A 20,502-nucleotide genomic window follows, 5' to 3' on the forward strand; every position below is an offset into this window, starting at 1 on the left:
CACGACCGAATGTGTTACACCTTGACCCCACAGAACGGGCGAAGTGGGGGCAAACCTGCCGTTGGCGTGCCTCAGGCCGGCAGCTGCTTCACCACCGCGTCCCCGTGGTCGGCCGTCCGCGCGTAGAACTCCCTCAGCTCCTGGTGCGCCGCCGCGAACGCACCCCACGTCCGGGGCTCCGCGGTCACCCCGCCGTAGCGCGGCAGCAGCTCGTCGCGGGCGAAGGCCCACAGCGCGTCGAAGTCGGCCGTCGCCAGGAACCCGGCCACCCGGCGGGCCTGGGCCGCCGTCAGCACCAGGAACGGCGGCTTGCGCCGGTCGGGGCGGAACACCGGCCGGCCACCGAGCACCACCTGGGCCTGGGGCCGGCCCTCGGCACGATGCGGGCGTGCGCCGGCGTAGATGCGTTCCTGGTCCAGATAACGATCGTCCAGCACCTCCTCATGGTGCGGGCCGACCCGGTGCCGTACGGCCTCCGAGTCGTCCTCGAACAGTCGTTCAAGCCAGGTCGCGCTGTTGCGCAGTGCCGGGGGCGGAACCGCTCGCAGACGGAGGTACGCGCTCATGCCAGAAGGAGCGCACCGGGGCGCCGATGCGTCACGCGGCCCGACGGACCCGTACCGGGAATCCCCCGGAGCGGGTGACGGATCGGCCGACGGCCTCGCTTGTCCGTATGTGACGAGTGTGACGACAGAGCAGGAGACGAGACCCCGTGCCGCGGCCAGGCCGGCACGGTGGGCCGCGGACACGGTGGTGACGATGCGGGAGGGCGCACGGCTGCGCCTCGACTACTCGGCGTCGAGCCTGTGGTGCGTCGACCGGATGATCGACGACCTGCGCCGGGAGGGCACGCCCCGCGCCGCCGTGGAAAGCGTGCTGCGCGGCTTCGGGGCGTACGCCGGTGAGGTGATCGTCCGCCAGGCGGGCGCCGAGTGGTGGACGGCGGACGGTGAACACCGGATCCGCACGGCCGACGGACAGCTGTGGGATCCCATCGACGAGGCCCACCGCCGCTTCGCCGGAGACGGCTCGTTGCGGCTGCTGTGCCGCGACGCGACGGCGGGCACGCCCTGACACCGGGACCGTCGGCCGCGGTGAGGTCCGTGATCCGCGTCCGGCCGTCCGCCGCCCGGTCCGACACGTGCCTGGGGTGGCCGGGACCTCGGGGGGAGTGTGGTCCCAGCCACCCCATCCCTCTCCGTGCCGCTCGCCGGGGGGAGACAAGAGCGGCAGGGAGAGAGTTCCGGGGGGCACGTTGCGGTGCCGGTGGACCCGGCACTCCTCCAGCGCGTGGCCGGCGCGAAACGTCACCCGGCCGGGAGTCCGCCGGTCGCGCGCATGGAGGGGCTCCTGATGCGTTGTGACACTTCTGTGAGGACAAACGCTGGTCACCATGGGCCGTCGGTGCGCCTGGAGCGCGGCGGACCGCATGGACCCGCCATGACCACGGTGCGAACGAGGACAGTCTTGGGCCAGGTACGGCAAACCCGGCGTGTACAGCTGTACGACGCGGAATTGGGCGCGGCGGTCGCGCGTGCCCAGGACGGCGACGAGGCCGCCTTCGCGGTCGCCTACCGGATCGTGCAGCCGGGCCTGCTCGGCTTTCTGCGCGGGCTCGTCGGCGACGACGCGGAGGACGTGGCGTCCGACGCCTGGCTGGAGATCTCCCGCGACCTCGGACGTTTCCGGGGGGACGGGGCCGGGTTCCGGGGCTGGACCGCGACCATCGCCCGGCACCGGGCACTGGACCATCTGCGCCGCCAGCGGGTGCGGCCCCGGGCGGGCGGGACCGAGCAGGACGTGCTGGACCTGCCCGGCTCGTACAGCACCCATGAGCAGGCCCTGGAGTCCCTCTCCACGGAGCGGGCCCTGGAACTGGTCCGCGGGCTGCCGCGGGACCAGGCCGAGGCCGTGCTCCTGCGGGTCGTCATCGGCCTGGACGGCCCCGCCACCGCACGCGTCCTCGGCAAGCGCCCGGGAGCGGTGCGCACCGCCGCCCACCGGGGCCTGAAGCGCCTCGCCCGCCAGCTGGGCATCGGCGGCGAAGCGGACGCGGATGTGACAGATGAGGCTTCCCGAACGCTGGGAAGTCGAAATGAACAACAACAGCGACAGCGGGCCGACCGAAAGGCACCAGCCACGGACGTCGAGCGAATCGAATCTGTCGGACAGGAACGGAAGCGGACATGGGTGAACGGCTGAGCGGCGAGCGAATTCCGGGCCGCCGCCGTGCGCACCATGGCGGCGCCATGCCAGACCCTTGGGACATGCATGACACCGCCGCGCTGGAATCGGTGCTGGCCGCCGCCATGCGCGCAGGCGATCTCGATCCCCAGGCCGAGCAGCGGGCGGTGGCCGCCTTCCGGGCCGCCCACAGCGCGGGCGCACACCGGGCGCGCACCCGGCGCCGGGACAACTGGCGGCCGGCGGCGGAGCGGCGTGCCCGGCGCCCTGTGAAGCTGACGTTCGGCGTGGTGTTCGCCAGCCTCGCCCTGGGTGGTGTCGCGGTCGCGGCCATCGGTTCCGCCGGGCCGTCCACGGACGGTTCCGGTACCGGCCGGGGGACCGCGCACCCGTCGGCGGTCGCCCCGGACCGACCGGGTGGTGCGGCCTCTTCGGCGTCCTCCGGCGGCCCCGCGTCGAGGAACGGCTCGGCCCGCGCCAAGGACACCGAGGCCCACTGCCGCGCCTACGAGCAGATCAAGGGCCACGGCAAGGCGCTCGACGCGACGGCCTGGCAGCGGCTCGTCGCGGCCGCCGGCGGAAAGGACAAGGTCGCCGCGTACTGCTCCGAGCAACTGGCGCGGGCGACCGGGCACACCGGTTCCTCCGGCAACGACTCCGGCGACAATGGTTCCTCCGGCAACGGCACGTCCGGCAACGGCACGTCCGGCAACGGCTCCGGCGGCACGTCCAGCAACGGCAACGGCACGTCCGGCAACGGCTCCGGCGGCACGGACAACGCAACCGGAAACGGTGGGACAGGCGCCGAGAAGAGCGGCGGCAGCAGCGGGAAGCACAAGTAGCGGCCGCTCGCCATGGTGACCTGACGTTCCGTCAGGCGGCCGGTGAAGCAAAGAACCCCTCGAATTTGCCGTCGACCCGGGGTTCTTTGCCGCACGGACGCGTCAGCCGGCCTGGGACGGCGTCTGCTTGATGCCGTCGACGATGGCGCGGTTCAAGACGGCACTGGTGAAGGTGACAGTGCCGGGCTCGATCACCGCAGCGTCTCCGCTGCTCCTCCGGACCTGGACGCTGCGCTCGCCGAGGAAGACATGGGTCTTCTTGTCGAAGATCCATTCCTCGCGCAGACCGCCGGCCTCGTCGAGCCGGGCCACCGCCACCCCGTGCCGGCCCACCGCGTCCACCGCGTCCTGCACGACGACGACGCCGGGGATCTTCGCGGCGGCCTTGAACAGCGCCGAGTAGAGCTTTGCGGGCGGGTAGCTCTGGCCGACCAGGTCCCCGATGGTGGTGAACGCCTCCTGGTCGGGGGAGGTGCCGTGCCCCTCGGTCTCCTTGTAGATCTTGGCCAGCAGCTTGTCGGGGTCGGTGGGGAGTTTGGCCAGGGAGTCGTACGACGGGGCGTTCAGGGTCGCCTCCGGGGTGTTGCCCTGCTCGTCGGGGAGGCTCAGGGTCTCGCCCTCGGGGCTGTCGTCGACCGTGGGGTCGATCAGCCAGCCCTTGGTGCCGTCCGGGGACTGCCACACCTGGCGGCGGTGCAGCGCGTGACTGCCCAGGCTGACCTTGCCGTTGACGGACTTGATGAAGCTATCGGCCATCTTGGACTCGATGTAGACGTACTGGCCGGGCTCGACGGCCGGGTGGGACGCGTCGGCCGCCGCCAGCGAGATCTGGTCGAGCAGCTGGGGCACGCCCTTGGTGGTGGCGGCGCCGATCTTGGTGGTCAGGACCGGTCCGGTGGCGACGCCTCCGTCCCTGACCCCGCCACCGCCGGACATCGTGTTCCCGGCGACGACCGCGGCCGCCACGGCCGCCGCCAGGGCGGGCAGCACGATCGCCGGGCGCGGCAGCCGGAACCGCCGGGCCTTCTCGGGGGCCGCCGTCGCCGTGCGCTCTGCCTGCTGCATGTCGTGGATCTGGGCCATCAGACGCTCCCTGTGGAACTGGTGACGGCCCGTCGGCAGGTCACGCGCCGTCCGGGAGAAGAGCTGTGCGCTCTCGTCCCACTCGGCCGGGTTCTGCCGGGGCGTGTCCGCGTTCATCGGTTTCCTTCCTGCGCGGGCCGGATCGCGTTTGTGCGTTCACCTCTTGTCTGTCGGCCGAGAAGGCCGCCTTCCCGTTTCCCGCGCACTTTCTTTCGCGCGGTTTCGGCTGCGGGGCGTACCGGCTCGGCCTCGGCCCGCGCGCGCAGCTTCTTGCGGGCCCGGGAGAGCCGGGAGGCGACCGTGCCGACGGGAATCCCGAGTGCTTCCGCCGCGGCCTCGTAGTCCAGGCCCTCCCCCAGGCAGAGCGCGATGACCTCGCGCTCCGGTCTGCGCAGCGTGGCGAGCGCGGTGAGGGCCGTCGCGAGTCGCCGCCGGTCGTCGACCCGGTCGGCCACCTCGTCGGCGTGGTCGGGCACCGACAGCTCGGCCGCGGCGGCCGCGTTGGCCGCCGCCCGGTACCGCCGATTGCTCCGGTACTGGTTGCGCGCCGTGTTGGTGGCGATGCCCAGCAGCCAGGGCCGCAGGGAGCCGCCCTCGGGCTCGACCTGGTCGCGCAGCCGCCACGCCTCCATGAAGGTCGCCGCCATCACGTCCTCGGCCGTCGACCAGTCGGCGGTCAGCCGGAAGGCATGGTTGTAGACCGCGCGGGCACAGCTGTCGAAGAGCTCGGCGAACGCGCTCGATTCCCCGGCCCGTACCCGGGTACGCATATGAGTGCTCACTTCAATGAGCTGTCCGGCACCCCACACCGACTTCCCGTGATGTGCGCCACATTGTGTCCGCTGCCGGTGCGGGCCGGTTCCTCACCGAGCCGACGGACGGGGTTCCTTGGCCTGCGCCACAGCTCACGACTCCTCGCGTGGGCCTTTCCGAGCCACGGCGAGATCCGCGTAGAGCCCAGAACGCGACATTCCGAGGCGCTCGGCGACACGCGGCACCGCGTTGCGCACCTTGAAGACCCCGCGCTCTTCGAGGGAGCCGATCACATCGAGCCGCTCGGCGCGGGTGAGCGCCGGGAACGGTTTGCCCAGGGCCAGTTCCTGGCCGCGGACCACGGCGTCGACCACGTCGTCGAAGTCATTGGTGAAGGTCGTCGCGGCCGGCTCCACCGGACCGGCTCCGGCCAGCGCGGACAGGATGTCGCCGGCCTGGCGGAGCGCGGTCACGTCGATGTTGACGCACAGCGCCCCGAACAACTCGCCCCGGCCGTCGCGCAGGGGCATCGTCGACGACTTGATGACGCGGCCGTCGGGGGTCCGGGTGACGTAGTTCAGATCGTTGACCGCCTCCGCTCCCTTGCGGAGCATGGACAGCCCGATCTCGCTCAGCGCCCCGCCCACGCGCCGCCCGGTCACCTGCCCGGCCACGGCGACCACCGACTGCTCGCCCAGCCGGTAGTCGTGCAGGACGACCTCGCAGGACGGGCCGAACGTGGCGGCCAGGCCGTCGAGGACCGGTACCAGGGCCGCCAGGATCGCGTCCTGTGACGGGTCGTGCATCCGTGCCTCCGGAACGAAGTCCAGCGTCTGGAGTTTTCATCTAAGCAGAGCCCGAGCGGGGGCAGGGCGGGGTCTGAGCGGAGTCCGAGCGGAGTCTGAACGGCAAGGGGCCGGACGTCGGGTTCAGTTCCCGATCGCGTCGGCGATGAGCGCCTGGAGCTGTTCCGCCGTGTCGTCGAGGGGCTGGATGCTGCGCTTGGCGCGGCACATGGCCACGGTGCCCTCGACGGCCGCGACGACGAGCGTCGCGAGCCGGGCGGCCCGCCCGGCTTCGGCACCGTGCTCCCGCAGGGAGGCCGCGAGCAGGCTCTCCCACTGGTCGAAGACCTCGGCCGCGGCCGCCAGGGCGGGCGGGACCTCGTCGGCCAAAGGCTCCTCGATGGAGACCGCCAGGACCGGGCAGCCGGCATGGAAGTCGCTCTCGACGACGACCCCGCGCCACAGGGCGAGGAAGGCACGCAGTCCGGCGGCCGGGCCGGCCTCCAGCTCCTTGCGCAGGCCGCGCGCGACCCACTCGCCGGTGTAGCGGACCGCCTCCGTGGCCAGCTGCTGCTTGCCCTCGGGGAAGTAGTGGTACGTCGAGCCCAGCGGCGCCTTGGCGTGCTTGGCCATCTCCCGGATGCTCGTGGCACTGAGCCCCCGCCGGCTGATCATGTCGGCCGCACCGGCCACGATCCGCTCGCGCGACGGCGCGTCGCTGCTCTTGGGCACCTGTGCACTCCCTCTTGGCTATAACGACCGTCATAGTCTAGCGTGCCCCTCGTCTATAACGATCGTCATAACGCGACGTCGTCACCGACCCGAGGAGCCACCGTGCCGATGATCCGGCTGACCGTCCCCGCAGGTGCCCTGACCGAGGAGGGCCGTACGACCGTCCGGCGCGAGCTCGCCGCCGTACTGCTGCGCTGGGAGGGAGCGCCCGACACCCCCTTCTTCCGCGCCCAGGCGTGGAGCTACCTCGTCGAACTGCCCGAGGGGGCACAGACCACCGCCGAGGACGACGCGCCGCGCTTCCTCGTGGAGGTCACCGTGCCCGAGGGCGCGCTGTCCGAGCGCCGCAGGGCGGGACTGGTGGGGGACGCGACCGCTGCCGTACTGGCGGCCGCGGGACTGGGCCAGGGCGACTCCCTGCGCGTCTGGGTGCTGGTGCACGAACAGCCCGACGGCACCTGGGGCGCGGGCGGCTCCGTCATCCGCTACACCGACCTCGCGGCCCTGGCGAAGGAGCAGCAGGCCGATGCGTGAACTCACCTACGTCGCCCGGAACACCGTCGAGTGGCGCGAGGCGCCCGATCCGAAGGTGCGGTCCGGCCAGGAGGCGATCGTCGCGCCGGTGGCCGCGACCACCTGCGACGTCGATTCCGCGATCTTGGCGGGACATGGCTTTGTCGAGCCGCCCTTCGCCATCGGCCACGAGTGCGTGGCCCGGGTCGTCGAGACCGGCGACGCGGTGACCTCGGTGGCCCCCGGGGACCTGGTCGTCGTCCCCTGGTCCGTCAACTGCGGCACCTGCGACAACTGCCGCTCCGGACTGACCGCGCACTGCACGTCCGTACCGCACATGGCCATGTACGGCGCGCCCATCGGCGGCAGTTGGGGCGGCCTCTTCTCCGACCTGGTCCGCGTGCCGTACGCGGACGCCATGCTGGTCCCGCTGCCCGAGGGCCTGGACCCCGTCGCCATGGCGTCGGCGAGCGACAACTGGTCCCTGTCCTGGCGCCTGGTCGCGCCGCACCTGAAGAACAGGCCCGGCGCCCGTGTCCTGGTCGTCGCGCGGGGCAGCATCGGCCTGTACGTGTGCGCCATCGCCCGCGCGCTGGGCGCCTCCGACGTGCTGTACGTCGACCCCGACCCGGAGCACCGCAGGCTCGCCGAGGGCTACGGGGCGCGCACGGCCGAGGCGATCGAGCCCGTCCGGCACGGCTTCGACCTCGCCGTCGAGGCCACCGGACGCGTCGACCAGCTCGCCCTCGCCGTCAACTGCCTTGCGCCAGAAGGTTTCTGCGAGTCGGCGGGCAACCACTTCCGGCCCGGCGAACTCCCCCTGCTCGACATGTACCTCACCGGCGTCACCCTCCGCATCGCCCGCGACAACGTGCGCGGTCACATCCCCGACGCCCTCGAACTCGCCGGCTCCGGGAAGGTCGCGCCCGAGCGCGTCGTGTCCCACGTCCTCGACTGGGAGGACCTCCCCGACGCGCTGCCGGAGAAGCACCTCAAGCCCGTCTTCGTGACCCGTCCGGCGTGACGGACGGGCAGGCGGCGGCCGGTCACCCCATGTCGTCCGGGTCCAGGTCCGGGCCGACGACGAGGGTGACCTGGCCCGCCGCCGCGTCCTGTGCCGCGTGGGCGCCGGGCAGCCGTGAGGCGAGGACCCGGGCCTGCTTCTGGAGGGCGTCCGGGTAGGTGACCGTCGTGCGGGTCACCGTTCCCGGCGAGTTGCCCGTCCCGTCGACGGTGAAGCCGGCCTCCCTCAGCCTCTCGGCGACGACCCCGGCACGCCCCTGCGTCCCGGTGCCGTTGAGGACCCGGACGTGCACGGAGGAGGCGTACACGACGTCCTCGGCCGCCTTCCGCAGCTGCTCCTTGCCGACCTCCCGGTCCTTGGCCAGGTCGGTGAACAGGTCGGCGGCCTGCGGGTACTGCCAGACGACGTTGGCCTTGTCGGCGGGTACGTCCGCCACGCGCCCGTAGTTGGGCACGGTGACGAAGGCCAGCCGGTCGGCGGGGATGCCCTTGAGCTCCGAGGCGAGGCCGTACAGCGGTCTGATGCCGGCCAGGCCAGGGTCCGTGGTCAGGGACCCGGTGGCGGACTTCAGGAAGCCGTACATCGCTTTCGGGCTGGTCAGCTCGGCCTTCGCCTTCTTCACCAGGGCGTCCATGAACTCCTGCTGGCGGCCGATGCGTCCGATGTCGGAGCCGTCGCCGACGCCGTAGCGGGCGCGTACGTAGCCGAGCGCCTTCTCTCCCTGCACGTTCTGGCAGCCGGCCGGCAGGTCCAGGTGGGCCTTCTCGTCGTGGATGGGCGCCTTGGGGCAGACCTCGATGCCGCCCAGGGCGCCGACCATGCCCTTGAAGCCCTGGAAGTCGATGGACATGAAGTGGTCGATGCGCAGACCCGTGCGGGCTTCGAGGGTCTTGATCGTGCAGGCGGCGGCGCCGGCGACGTCACCGCCGCTGCCGCCGATCGCGAACGCCTCGTTGATCTTGAAGTGGTGCGGGGAGGACATGCTGCCGTCGCCCTGGGCACAGGCCGGTATCCGCACCCAGGAGTCACGGGGGAAGGACACCACGGTGGCCCACTTCCGGTTCGCGGGCACGTGCACCAGCATCAGGGTGTCCGACTGCATGGTGGTCAGATGCCTGCCGTACTTCGCGTTGGCGCCGGCCCGGCTGTCGGAGCCGACGACCAGGATGTTCTTCGAGCCCGGGCTGAGGTTGACGGGACGGTCTCCGCCGATCTTGTCGTCCACGTCGGCCGACTTGATGTTGCCGTTGAGGTCCTCGTAGATCCAGGCGCCGACCCCGGCGACACCGAGGACGACCAGCGATACCACCCCCGCGGTCCACAGCAGGACCCGCCTGCGCCGCGTCGGACCGGGCTTCTCCGCGCCGCCGGGCGTACGTCGACGCCTCCTCGTTCCGCTCACCGGCACTTCCTCTCCGCCTCGGCCAGCCCATGGGTCTCACCCTGCAGACCACCGACTCCGCCGGATCCGTTGCCCGGACAGGCCCCCTAGTGGCGCGGCAGCAGCGCCGCCGCCGCGAGGCCGCCGAGGCCGAACACCCCCAGGGTGATCATCGCGGCGGCGTAGGCGCCGCTGGTGAGCCCGGAGACGAGGATCGTGCCGGCGATGGCCGTGCCGAAGGAGGAGCCCAGGTTGGAGATGCTGCGGGACAGGCCGGAGATCTCGCCCTGCCGCTCCTCGGGGAAGCTCGACTGGACGACATTGACCGACGGGGTCAGCATCACGCCCAGGCCGAGGCCGATCAGGAGGAGCCCGGGGGCGTAGGCCCAGGCGGTGGCGTAGCCGCCGGCCAGGGTGACCAGTACGGCGATGCCGACGACGCAGACCACGAAGCCGGTCATGATGAGCGTCCGCTGGGGGCGCCGCTTCGCCAGCCGCTCGGCGCACAGCGACGAGACCAGCAGCCCGAGGGTGGCCGCCGTGAAGACGACCCCGGTCTGGATGGCGTCGTAGCCGCGCACGACCTGGAGGTAGGCGGCCACCGTGAACGACGTGCCCATGAGCAGCAGCCACTGGACGTTCTGGGTGACGAGCCCGAGATTGGAGGTGCGGTCGCGGAACAGGGACAGTGACAGCAACGGCTCCTCGCCCGCCGCCTCCTTGGCCCGTACGGAGCGGAAGAACCACCAGAGCACGAGCGCGCCGAGGCCCAGCAGGCCGAGCATCAGCCACACGTTGTTGTCCGCGGCCAGGATGCCCATGACGATCAGGACGAGGCCGACGGCGGACAGGACCGCCCCACCGGTGTCGAAGGGGCGGGTCGGATCGGGCGGCAGCGGGTCCTCGATCCGGCGGCTGAGGACGACGATCACCACGATGACCAGGGCCTGGAACACGAAGGCCGCCCGCCAGCTGATCGCCGTGGTGATCAGCCCGCCGATCAGCGGGCCCGCGGCGGCCCCGATGCCGCCCAGCGCCATGATCATGCCGAACGCGCGGGCGCGGGAGGTCAGGTCCGGGAACAGGAGGGTCGTGAGGATGTAGACGGGCGGGATCAGCAGCGCGGTGCCGACGCCCTCCAGGATCGAGTTGCCGAGGATCAGGACGCCCAGCCCCGGCGCGGCCGCGCTCAGCAGCGCGCCGACGCCGTACACGACGAGGCCCACCAGGAGGCAGCGCTTGCGCCCGTAACGGTCGGTCAGTTTGCCGCCGGGGATCATCAGTGCCGCCATGACCAGCAGGAAGATCGTGATGGCCACCTGCACGCCCTGCACGGTGGTGCCCAGGTCCTTGCTGATGTCGTTGATCATCACGTTCATGTTGGAGCCGGCGAAACTGCAGATGAACTGGGCCAGGGCCAGCGGGGCGAGAATCCGCTGCCCTTGCGAGGCCCGCTTCGCCCGGTCCGTCTCAACCACCTGCCTCACCTCCGCCCGCGGGCGGCACCGGCACCGCGAAGCCCTGGGCCACCGGGAGGTCGTCGCCGCTTCCCGGTCGCGTCTGCGCCTCGCTCAGTTGCTCGTCCAGCGCCATGGCGGCGGTGACCAGCGCGAGGTGGGTGAACGCCTGCGGGAAGTTGCCGAGTTGTTCGCCCGAGGGGCCGATCTCCTCGGCGAACAGGCCGACATGGTTGGCATAGGTGAGCATCTTGTCGAAGGCGTACCGGGCCTGGGCGAGCCGGCCGGCGCGGGCCAGGGCCTCGACGTAGAAGAAGCTGCACAGGTTGAAGGTCCCCTCGGAGCCTCGCAGCCCGTCGGGCGAGGCGGCGGGGTTGTAGCGGTAGACCAGGCTGTCGCTCACCAGTTCCTCGCCCATGGCGTCGAGGGTGGTGAGCCAGGCCGGATCCTGCGGGGAGATGAAGCCGACCCGGGGCATGAGCAGCAGCGAGGCGTCCAGCACGTCCGTGTCGTAGTGCTGCACGAAGGCCTGCCGCTTCTCGTGCCAGCCGCGTTCGACGATCTGCTCGAAGACCCTGTCGCGGGCCTCGGTCCAGCGGGCGAGGTCGGCCGGACGGGAGTGGGCGACGGCCGCGTGGATGCAGCGGTCGAACGCGACCCAGGTCATCAGCCGGCTGTAGGTGAAGTTCTGCCGGCCGCCGCGGGTTTCCCAGATGCCCTCGTCGGGCCGGTCCCAGTTGGCGGCGAGCCAGTCCGCCACACGGCTGATGGCCCGCCAGCCGCGTATCGCCCCCATGTCCCGGCCGGCCACCAGGGCGTCGGAGACCTCGCCGTAGATGTCGAGCTGCAACTGGTCGGCCGCCGCGTTGCCCACCCGCACCGGCCGGGAGCCCATGTAGCCCTCCAGGTGGTCCAGCGTCTCCTCGGTCAGGTGGGGGTCGCCGTCGACCCGGTACATGATCTGCAGGGGATCGCCGGAGGCGGTGTCCGGGGCCTCGACACGGTCGCGCAGCCAGCGGCGGAAGGCATGCGCCTCGTTCTCGAAGCCGAGGTCGATCAGGGACCGGACGGAGAGCGACGCGTCGCGGACCCAGGTGTAGCGGTAGTCCCAGTTGCGTTCACCGCCGACCTGCTCGGGCAGGCCCATGGTGGCCGCCGCGATGGGCGCCCCGGTGGGCGCGTACGTGAGCAGTTTGAGCGTGATCGCCGAGCGGTTCACCATGTCCCGCCAGCGTCCGCGGTACGTGCACGTCCGCAGCCATGACAGCCAGAAGGCCCGGCACGCCTCCACCGTGTCGACGACACCGGCAAGCGACGGCCGGGGCGGCACGGCGCCCCCGCTCGCGGTGCTGGTCAGCACGACGGCGGCCGCCTCGCCGGCGGACAGGGTGAAGCGGGCGGTGATGTCGTCGCCGTCGGCCCGGAGGGCGACCCCGGTGGTGGACTGCAGATGCAGGTCGGTTCCCGGGCCGCGGAAGACCGCGGAGCGGTCGTCGTCCAGCGTGAGCGTGTGCGAGGCACGTCCGTAGTCGAAGCGCGGGCGGCAGGTGAAGCCGAAGGGCAGGCTGCCGCGGACGACTCGGGCGACCCTGAGCAGAGTGTGCCGGTCCGTCGGTGCCGTGGAGTCGACCGGCGTCATCAGGTCGGCCACCTCGCCGACGCCGCCGGGTGCCATGAACCGGGTGACCAGGATCGCCGTGTCGGGCAGGTAGAGCTGTCGCACCGTCAGACCGTTCCCCTCCGGGAGGTCGACGGCGAGACGGCAGTGGCCGCCGCGCTCACTGTCCAGGAGCGAGGCGAAGACACTGGGCGAGTCGAAGCGCGGGGCACACCACCAGTCGACGGTTCCGCCGGACGACACCAGGGCCGCCGTCTGGAGATCGCCGACCATCCCGTGCTCCGCGATGGGCGGGTACCGGTCCACGAGGCCTCCTCCGTCGAGCCGTCGCGTCCGGGCAGGCATCGTCCCGACCGCTCCCGTCCATCGTTCGACCGCCGCGGCGCCCCGGCCTCACCCGCCGCGGGTGAGCGGCCCGGCGGGGCCGCACGCGCGCGTGCGAGAGGGGCCGTGCCTGCTTATCGTCGGACTGGCAGACCGTGAAAAACCGCCCATATCGACTGGGGGTGGAGCGAGCCGGTACGTGTGGCGGCCCGCCCCCGGGCCCGCGCCACGACGAAGGGGTCAGAGCATGTCTGCGTCCACCACCTCCCACAACGGCCCGCTCCGCGCCGCGCAGGTCGCCACGCCCGACGGCACACCGGCGCTGGTCGAGGTCGCCCGGCGGGAACCGGGGCCGGAGTCCGTGCGGATCACCGTCGAGGCGTGCGGTGTGTGCCACTCCGACCTGCTCATCAGCTCGGGCATGCTGCCCGGGACCACGTTCCCGGTGACACCCGGTCATGAGATCGCCGGGCGGATCGACACCGTCGGCGAGAACGTGACCGGCTGGCACGTCGGCGACCGGGTCGCGGTCGGCTGGTACGGCGGCAGCTGCGGCCACTGCGACGCCTGCCGCGACGGCGACGCCGTCCTGTGCCCGGAGCTGTCCGTCCCGGGCGTCGCCTACTCCGGCGGCTACGCCGACTCCGTCGTCGTGCCCGCCGTCGCCCTCGCGAAGATCCCGGACCAGCTGACCGCGGTCGAGGCCGCGCCGCTGGCCTGCGCGGGGGTGACGGTCTACAACTCGCTGCGCAACACGGGCGCCCGCCCCGGCGACACCGTCGCGGTCCTGGGCCTCGGCGGTCTCGGTCACCTGGGCGTCCAGTTCGCCCAGAAGATGGGCTTCGACACGGCCGCCATCGCCCGCGGCCAGGAGAAGCGGGACCTGGCGCACAAGCTGGGCGCCGCCCACTACATCGACAGCACGGCCGGTGACGTCGCCCAGGCGCTGCAGGCGCTCGGCGGGGCCAAGGTGGTCCTGGCCACCGTCACCAACTCCGACGCGATGAACGCGACCGTCGACGGGCTCGGCCGCCGCGGCGAACTCGTCGTCCTGGGCGTCTCGCCCGACCAGATCAAGGTCACCCCCTTCCAGCTGATCACCAACGCCCGGAAGGTCTACGGGCACGCCTCCGGTTCCGCCGTCGACATCCAGGACACCCTGCGCTTCGCCGCCCAGACCGGCGTCCGGGCGTGGGTCGAGGAGATGCCGCTGGAGGAGACCGCGGCCGCGGTGGCCAAGATGGCCGAGGGAAGGGCCCGCTTCCGGATGGTCCTCACCACGGGCCGCTGAGCACTCCGCCGGAAGAAGTCCGGTGTGTCGTCCGCGGGTCCGTCGTGGCTGGTCGCTCCCCCAAGTTCTCGGCTTCGCTCGAACAGGGGGAACCCTGCCCAGCCCGGGGGCCGACCGGTGCTCACCAGCCGCCGTCGGCCCCTCCCCTGCGGTGTGGCAGTGACTGCTCGGTCCAGATGATCTTTCCGTCGGTGGTGTAACGGGTCCCCCAGCGTTCGGTGAGGCGGGCGACCAGGAACAGGCCGCGGCCGCCCTCGTCCTCGCTCCGGGGGCGGCGCATCCGGGGGGAGGTGGCGCTGCCGTCGGAGACCTCGCAGATCAGGGCGCGGTCGCGGAGCAGACGCAGCCGGACGGGGCCGGTCGCGTGCCGGATGGCGTTGGTGACCAGTTCGCTGGCGACGAGCTCGGTGGTGAAGGCGAGTTCGTCCAGGCCCCAGGCGGCCAGCTGGTCGGTGACCGCCGCGCGGCCTCGGGAGACGACCGCCGGGTCGCTGGGCAGGTCCCACTGGGCGACCCGGTCGGGCCCCAGGGCGTGGGTGCGGGCGACGAGCAGGGCGACGTCGTCGCTCGGCCGGGCCGGGAGCAGCGCGTCGAGCACCGCCTCGCAGGTGTCCTCCGGCGCCCGGCCGGCGCAGGCCAGGACGGTCCGGAGCTGGTCCAGGCCGGTGTCGACGTCCCGCTGCCGGTCCTCGACCAGTCCGTCGGTGTAGAGCACCAGCTGGCTGCCCTCGGCCAGTTCCAGCTCGGCCGTCTCGAAGGGGTTCCCGCCCAGCCCGAGGGGAAGTCCCGGCGGCAGGTCGACGAAGTCCACGGTGCCGTCGGGTCCAACGACCGCGGGGACCGGGTGCCCGGCGCGGGTGAGGGTGCACCGCCGGGACACCGGGTCGTACACGGCGAACAGACAGGTCGCGCCGGCCATCCCGGGGTCCGGGGCGCTCTCCTCCGTTCCCGTTCCCCAGCCCTCTCCCCGGTCCAGTCCCCCGACCAGGTCGTCGAGGTGGGTGAGCAGGTCCTCGGGCGGCAGGTCCAGGGAGCAGAAGTTGTGTACGGCGGTGCGCAGCCGGCCCATGGTGGCGGCGGCGTGCAGACCGTGGCCGACCACGTCACCGACCACTAGCGCCACCCGGGCGCCGGACAGCGGGATGACGTCGAACCAGTCGCCGCCCACTCCGGCCTGCGCGGGCAGATAGCGGTAGGCGACGTCGACGGCGCTCTGCTCGGGCCGGCCCCGTGGCAGCAGACTGCGCTGGAGGGCGAGCGCGGTGGTGTGCTCGCGGGTGTAGCGGCGGGCGTTGTCGATGCAGATCGCCGCGCGGGCGGCCAGTTCCTGGGCCAGGGACAGGTCGTCGTCCTCGAAGGGGGCGGGCCGCTCGGAGCGGTAGAAGCTCACCACGCCGAGGGTCGTGCCGCGGGCCCGCAGCGGAACGGTGATCAGCGAGTGGATGCCCGCCGCGAGCGTCTTCTCCAGCCGGGCCGGGTCCTGGGCGAGCCAGCCGCCGGCCTCGGCCAGCACGGGTTCGAGTACGGACTGCCGGGTCTCCAGGCTGCGGGCCTGCGGCGTGGTCGGGACGTACCGCACCGCGTCGCCGACGCCGTACAGATGGGACTCCTCGTGTACGGCGCCCATCGCGACCCGGCGCAGCGGGGCGTCCGCGCCGAGGGGGCCCGGCTCGTCGCCGCGCAGGACGGAGTCGGGCAGGTCGACGGAGGTGAAGTCGGCGAAGCGGGGGACGGCCACCTCCGCGAGTTCCTCCGCGGTGCGGGTGACGTTCAGCGTGGTGCCGATCCGGATGCCCGCGTCGTGCAGCAGCTCCAGGCGCCGACGGGCCAGGACGGCGAGCCGTCCGACGCCGGGCTCGCCGAGGAGCAGCAGCCAGCCGTCGGTGCCGGCATCGGTGCCGGCCTCGTCCGCAGCGGGCCGGGTCGGTGAGGGCGGTGGGGGCAGTGGCGCCGGTGGGGCGACGGCGTGCACGGCCGGGTGGGCCGGGACCGCCAGGAGTGCCGGTGCCGGTGGCGGTGGCGGTGGCGGTGGCGGTGGCGTGGGTGCCAGGTGGCGCAGTCGGGGGCCGCCGAGCACACGGGCCTCGACGACCACGCCCGTCTCACCGGTCGCTCCCTTGACCTGGCGGCGCAGCAGGGTGGCGGTCCGGCCGTCGGAGAGGGCGACCTCCTCGACCGTGTGCAGCGGGGAGGCGATGAGTTCCTCGGCCTTCTCCCGCAGCACGGCCAGGTCGATCCGGCCGATGTCGCCGCCGTTGCGGCCCGGCCCCCGCGCCGGGGGTGCGGGCTCGGCCTGCGGGGGCCATCCGCCCGGGCCGGCCTGCCGGTACGCGGCGAGCAGGGCCCGTTCCCGTTCCGCGGCCTGGCCCAGCAGGCGTGCCTCGATGTCGCGGGCGGCCTCCCGCACCAGCCGCAGCATGGCGGGGTCGCCGTCACCGCGCAGGCAGGTGAGGTCGAGGACGGCCTCGATACGGCCGCTGAGCGGGTTCCTGACGGGCGCGCCCGCGCAGGCGAACGGCTGCAGGCAGTCGGCGAAGTGCTCACGTCCGGCGACATAGACCGGGCCGCGCTCCGCCAGCGCGGTGCCGACGCCGTTGGTGCCCGCGGCATGCTCGGAGGCGTCGAACCCGGGGGCGAAGTGCACCGCGTCGAGGCGGTCGCGCAGCCCCCGGTCACCGCCGTACCGCCGGATCAGGCGGGCCTGGGCGTCGCAGAGCACGACCGTCATGTTCACCTCGGCGAACGACGCGGCAAGGGCCTTCAGCACCGGGTCGGCCGCCTGAAGGAACCGGTCGTCCAACGCCAGACCGGGTGAGTAGGGGATCAGCAGCCGGTGCGGTTCGAGCCCATCGAACCTGCACCGCTTCCAGGAGTCCAGCACCGGACCGCGCACGTCCGACTCGACTGAAGAACCGGCCAGAAAACGCTCGTGAGCATCGACAAGGCCGCCGATGTCGTCCCAGGCGACGGGCAACGGAATCACTTCCTTCACCTCCCAGCCTAGTTCAAGCCCTAGTTCAAGTGTGGATTGCATCACACGCAGGGCATGCTGGTGTGCGTACGAGCGGGCCGGGAGGTGCGGCATGCGGTGGTGGGCCGGGGGATGGCTGGTCGCCGGGGCGGTGGTCCTGACGGCCTGCGGCGGCTCGGCGGGCGACGGACCGGCCGCGACGCCGTCCGGAACCGGCACGACGGGGTCCGGCACGACGGGGTCCGGCACGACGGGGTCCGGCACGACGGGGTCCGGCACGACGGGGTCCGGCACGGCCGGATCCAGCACGACGGGGTCCGGCACGGCCGGATCCAGCACGACGGGGTCCGGCACGGCCGGATCCAGCACGACGGGACCCGGCACGACCGGATCCAGCACGACCGGATCCGGGAGCGGCTCGACGTCGCCGCCCTCCGCTTCGGCGGACGGCTGTGCCGCCGGGCACACGGAGGTCGCCGTCGCCCCCGGCGCCCCGGCGAGGCGGCGGCTGTGCGTACGGCCCGGGACCGTGGTGTCCCTCGTCCTGGAGCCCCGTACGGACGACCGGCGGTGGACGGGCGTGCACAGCTCCGCACCGGTCTTCGTGCTGCCGTCCGGATGGCGTGTGGACCCGGACGGCACCGCCCGCGCCTCACTGCGCTGTGCGGGCACCCGGGGCGGTACGGCCGAGGTGACCGCCTCGGCGAAGGCGCCGGACGTGGCGGGCGCGGCGGGCGTCGCCTTCACGCTGGACGTGAGCGTGGTGCCGTACCCGCGGGAGGGGTGACCCCGGCCGCCCCCGGAAACCGGGATGCGGCCGGGACCACCCCTGTCCGGCTCGGTCTCGCGTCAGTCGCAGTCGCGGACCTTGACGGTGTAGATGCCACGGCCGTGGGTGGCCGCGTACAGCGTGCCGCCGTCCGGGCTCAGCTTCAGCTGGAGCACGGCGACGGCCGGGAGCCGGCCCACGCGCTGCCACGTCGTACGGCCCGGCGCACGGTAGACGACACCGAGGTCGGTGGCGACGGCGAGGCCGCCGTTCGGCGTGACGACCGCGGAGTTGGCCGGCACGTCGGGCAGGTTCGCCGAGATGTCCGTCCAGGTGGTGCCGCCGTCCTTGGACTCGAAGACATGGCCGACGCCCGCGCCGGGTCCTTCGGTCCAGTGCCGGGAGAAGCCGTTGACCGCGAGGTAGACGTGGTCGGCGTTCTTCGGGTCGACGGCGAAGCCGCTGAGGTAGCGGTTGGGTACGGTCCCGTCCGCCGGCAGGGTGATGTCGTGCCAGCCGGTGCCGTCCTCGTTGCCGACGGCGATGCCACGGGCGAAGCCCTGGTTGTTGCAGGGGCCGCACCAGGCCACGTACACCTTGCCGCCCGAGGCCGCGACGGCGGTCGCGGTGCGCCCGGCGCCGAGGTCGTGCAGGCTGGTCCACTCCGAGCCGCTGCGGATGGCGTAGCCGTGGGTCTGCACCCACACATGGCGGCCGCCCGCGATCCAGGTCGAGCTGTTCTTCATGTCGGCCGCGAGCGGGGCGATGAAGCGGGCCTCGCTGGTGGCGCTGTCGGCCGGAGCGACGTTGTACGACGTGACCTTGCTCGGGTCGGTGGTCCAACTGCCGTCGTTCACGGCGCAGTTCTGGGTGATCTGGACCGCGAGGTAGACGTACTCCTCGGCGATGTTGCAGCCGTTGGCGGGGTCGGTGAGGGTGTCGGCGCCGTCGCCGCCGAAGTTGGAGCCCATCACGGTGTCGTTGCCGCGCAGGACGGACTGGCCGTTGTCCTGGAGTCCGCCGGTGACCGAGACTCCGCCGTAGGTCAGGTCCTTGCCGATGCCCACCGAGTAGTACTGGAGGGTGTCGATGGTGCCGTCGTTGAGCGAGGTCCAGTCGGTGGCGTGGCCCGAGGAGTCCTGGGCGCCGTCGACCGGTCGCTTGTAGACGCCGCCGTCGTTGCCGACGTACACGTAGCTCTTGCCGTGGTAGCGGCCGATCGCGACGCCGTGCTGGTCGGGGTGGGTGGTCTGGTTGCAGTCACCGGTCTGCTTGGCGGGGTCGATGCTCCAGCAGGAGAAGCCGAAGTTCCAGTACGGCCCGACCGCCGACCAGGTGCTGCCGCCGTCCTTGGTCTCGTGGACCTCCTCCAGTCCCGCGTACACGTGCTGCGGGTCGCTCGGGTCGACGGTGAGGAACTGGTTGTACCAGGCCTGGATGCCGGGCATGTAGCCGCTGGTGGTGAGCGCCGAGCCGTCGGCCGCGAGGCCCTTGTAGTCGGCGATCTTCGTCCAAGGGCCGGCCGGGGAGCCGGACTTGGAGACGAAGATGCCCTCGAGGCCGCTGTCCGGGTTGGTGTTCAGCTGCTCCGGCGACTGGTCGATGGCGTAGTAGCGGGAGCCGTCGGCGGAGCGGGCGAAGGTGACGTTGCCGACGCCGTCCGCGTCGGCCGGCAGATCGCCGAGGCCGCTGGTGATCCGCGTCCAGGTGCCGTTCACCCGGGTATAGAAGCCGTTGTAGTCGTCACCGCTGCGCCAGCCGACCGCCAGGACCACCTTGGCGGGGTCCTTCGGGTCGATCGCGATGTCGTTGGCGATGTTCTTGTACGCGGCGGAGGGGTCGCTAGCCTTCGAACCGCCCGGCAGATAGTCGGGGTTGGGCGCGAACTCCTGCTTCCAGGCGCCGGTGAGCTTCTTCGTGGAGTGGCTCCACACGCCCTCGCTGGTCGCCGCCCACACCTTGCCGCCGCCGAAGCGCAGCTGGTGGATGGTGGTGCTCTCCAGTTCGTCGCCGCCGACGCGGCTGCGCATGGAGAAGTTCCCGTGGTGCGGGCGGGTCAGGACGTAGACGCCGCTGCCGAGGTAGGCGTCCGCGTTGGTGGTCGCCTCGCCGGTGCCCAGCCACAGCCGCCCGGCCCCGTCGAGCGCGAGCGCGCCGGTGGACTGCGCGGACAGCCGGTCGCTGATGGGCTGCCAGTGCCCGCCGCCGCTCCGCGACCGCCAGACCCCGCCGCCGGCGCTGCCCGCGTACACGTATCCGTCGTCGTCGGCGGCCATCGCGGCCATCCGGCCGGTGACATTTCCGGCGCCGCCGCTGGAGTTGGAGTCGTAGTCGCGGTAGCGCGGGTCGTCCGAGTTGTACGGCAGGTCGGTGACGTTCCGCCAACTGGCCTTCGTGCTGGGCAGGTTGCTCAGGCTGCTCCAGGCGGCGCCGTACGCGCCCGGCGCGACGATGCCGGGCGAGGTGCGGGCCTCCGCGTACTGGTCCGCACCCTCGGCGATCTCGTCGGCCTCGTTGCCGTCGTCCTCGTCCTCGGCTTTCGCCTTGGGGGTGACGCCGCCCGCGGCATGCGTTCGCTCTGCGGCGAGCCGGGCGAGGGTACGGGCGCCGAAGGGGGTGCTGTCGTGACCGGGGGCGGCGCCGGCGGGTACGGACACGAGTGCGGCGGAGGCGGTGATGGCGCTGATCGTGAGCCATCGTCTCTTACGGGTGAGTGGTGGCAACGGATCCTCCCGAACGGGCGTTGATTCAGCCGTCGCAGGAGACCCGACCACG

The 20,502-nt window shown here is 72.4% G+C and carries 16 protein-coding genes; 6 read left to right on the forward strand and 10 right to left on the reverse strand.

All coding sequences use genetic code 11. From position 1 onward, the window contains the following. Positions 1–71: 71 nt before the first annotated feature. Positions 72–566: a DUF1877 family protein gene (locus ACIPSA_RS22725; RefSeq protein ID WP_402637771.1), complete on the reverse strand. Its 495-nt coding sequence runs from the start codon at positions 564–566 to the stop codon at positions 72–74. Positions 567–684: 118 nt separating this feature from the next. On the opposite strand from ACIPSA_RS22725, the gene ACIPSA_RS22730 reads away from it, so the two are divergent. The 3 genes from ACIPSA_RS22730 (at position 685) to ACIPSA_RS22740 (ending at position 3,026) form a co-directional block, all read left to right on the forward strand. Then, entirely contained in the window at positions 685–1,074 is a 390-nt protein-coding gene (locus tag ACIPSA_RS22730; protein ID WP_402637772.1) for a hypothetical protein, read from the forward strand. A gap of 366 nt (positions 1,075–1,440) precedes the next feature. Next, on the forward strand, positions 1,441–2,202 hold the full coding sequence (locus ACIPSA_RS22735; RefSeq protein WP_402637774.1) for an RNA polymerase sigma factor: 762 nt from the start codon (positions 1,441–1,443) through the stop codon (positions 2,200–2,202). 65 nt (positions 2,203–2,267) lie between these two features. Next, positions 2,268–3,026 carry a hypothetical protein gene (locus ACIPSA_RS22740; protein ID WP_402637775.1) on the forward strand — a complete coding sequence of 253 codons (759 nt, stop codon included), beginning with the start codon at positions 2,268–2,270 and terminating at the stop codon, positions 3,024–3,026. Between the two features lie 102 nt (positions 3,027–3,128). Here ACIPSA_RS22740 and ACIPSA_RS22745 read toward each other — a convergent pair whose 3' ends face one another. From ACIPSA_RS22745 to ACIPSA_RS22760, 4 genes are all read right to left on the reverse strand, one after another. Further along, a complete protein-coding gene (locus ACIPSA_RS22745) occupies positions 3,129–4,226 on the reverse strand; it encodes a CU044_5270 family protein (protein ID WP_402637776.1) in 1,098 nt (365 codons plus the stop codon). Continuing rightward, entirely contained in the window at positions 4,223–4,879 is a 657-nt protein-coding gene (locus tag ACIPSA_RS22750) for an RNA polymerase sigma factor (RefSeq protein ID WP_402637778.1), read from the reverse strand. The genes ACIPSA_RS22745 and ACIPSA_RS22750 overlap by 4 nt, the downstream gene beginning before the upstream one ends. Before the next feature lie 135 nt (positions 4,880–5,014). Further along, positions 5,015–5,668, reverse strand: a complete 654-nt coding sequence (locus ACIPSA_RS22755) for a transcriptional regulator (protein ID WP_402637779.1) — start codon at positions 5,666–5,668, stop codon at positions 5,015–5,017. Between the two features lie 123 nt (positions 5,669–5,791). After that, positions 5,792–6,379, reverse strand: coding sequence for a TetR/AcrR family transcriptional regulator (locus tag ACIPSA_RS22760; RefSeq protein WP_402637780.1), 588 nt, complete (start codon positions 6,377–6,379; stop codon positions 5,792–5,794). A gap of 102 nt (positions 6,380–6,481) precedes the next feature. Between ACIPSA_RS22760 and ACIPSA_RS22765 the strand changes: the two genes are divergently transcribed. After that, positions 6,482–6,913, forward strand: a complete 432-nt coding sequence (locus tag ACIPSA_RS22765) for a 4-oxalocrotonate tautomerase (protein WP_402637782.1) — start codon at positions 6,482–6,484, stop codon at positions 6,911–6,913. Beyond that, the gene (locus tag ACIPSA_RS22770) at positions 6,906–7,916 is read left to right on the forward strand and encodes a zinc-binding dehydrogenase (RefSeq protein ID WP_402637783.1); all 1,011 of its coding nucleotides are present in this window, start codon (positions 6,906–6,908) and stop codon (positions 7,914–7,916) included. Before ACIPSA_RS22765 ends, ACIPSA_RS22770 begins: the two co-directional genes overlap by 8 nt. A gap of 22 nt (positions 7,917–7,938) precedes the next feature. Here the strand turns inward: ACIPSA_RS22770 and ACIPSA_RS22775 are convergent, their stop codons facing one another. The 3 genes from ACIPSA_RS22775 to ACIPSA_RS22785 all read right to left on the reverse strand — a co-directional run bounded on the left by ACIPSA_RS22775 (position 7,939) and on the right by ACIPSA_RS22785 (position 12,678). Next, positions 7,939–9,318 (reverse strand): LCP family protein, encoded by a 1,380-nt coding sequence (locus tag ACIPSA_RS22775; protein ID WP_402637785.1) that lies wholly within the window; start codon positions 9,316–9,318, stop codon positions 7,939–7,941. A gap of 86 nt (positions 9,319–9,404) precedes the next feature. Then, entirely contained in the window at positions 9,405–10,775 is a 1,371-nt protein-coding gene (locus ACIPSA_RS22780; RefSeq protein ID WP_402637786.1) for an MFS transporter, read from the reverse strand. Then, positions 10,768–12,678, reverse strand: a complete 1,911-nt coding sequence (locus ACIPSA_RS22785; RefSeq protein WP_402637787.1) for a glycoside hydrolase family 15 protein — start codon at positions 12,676–12,678, stop codon at positions 10,768–10,770. Before ACIPSA_RS22785 ends, ACIPSA_RS22780 begins: the two co-directional genes overlap by 8 nt. A 265-nt stretch (positions 12,679–12,943) precedes the next feature. On the opposite strand from ACIPSA_RS22785, the gene ACIPSA_RS22790 reads away from it, so the two are divergent. Next, positions 12,944–13,987: an alcohol dehydrogenase catalytic domain-containing protein gene (locus ACIPSA_RS22790; RefSeq protein ID WP_402637788.1), complete on the forward strand. Its 1,044-nt coding sequence runs from the start codon at positions 12,944–12,946 to the stop codon at positions 13,985–13,987. A 121-nt stretch (positions 13,988–14,108) separates the two neighbouring features. On the opposite strand, the gene ACIPSA_RS22795 is transcribed toward ACIPSA_RS22790, so the two are convergent. Both ACIPSA_RS22795 and ACIPSA_RS22800 read right to left on the reverse strand, forming a co-directional pair. Next, entirely contained in the window at positions 14,109–17,021 is a 2,913-nt protein-coding gene (locus ACIPSA_RS22795) for a SpoIIE family protein phosphatase (protein ID WP_402638126.1), read from the reverse strand. A 786-nt stretch (positions 17,022–17,807) separates the two neighbouring features. Continuing rightward, complete coding sequence (locus ACIPSA_RS22800) at positions 17,808–20,450, reverse strand: glycosyl hydrolase (RefSeq protein WP_402637790.1); 2,643 nt, start codon at positions 20,448–20,450, stop codon at positions 17,808–17,810. Between the last annotated feature and the right edge of the window lie 52 nt (positions 20,451–20,502).

The organism is Streptomyces sp. NPDC086549 (assembly GCF_044746205.1).
Classification (GTDB): domain Bacteria; phylum Actinomycetota; class Actinomycetes; order Streptomycetales; family Streptomycetaceae; genus Streptomyces.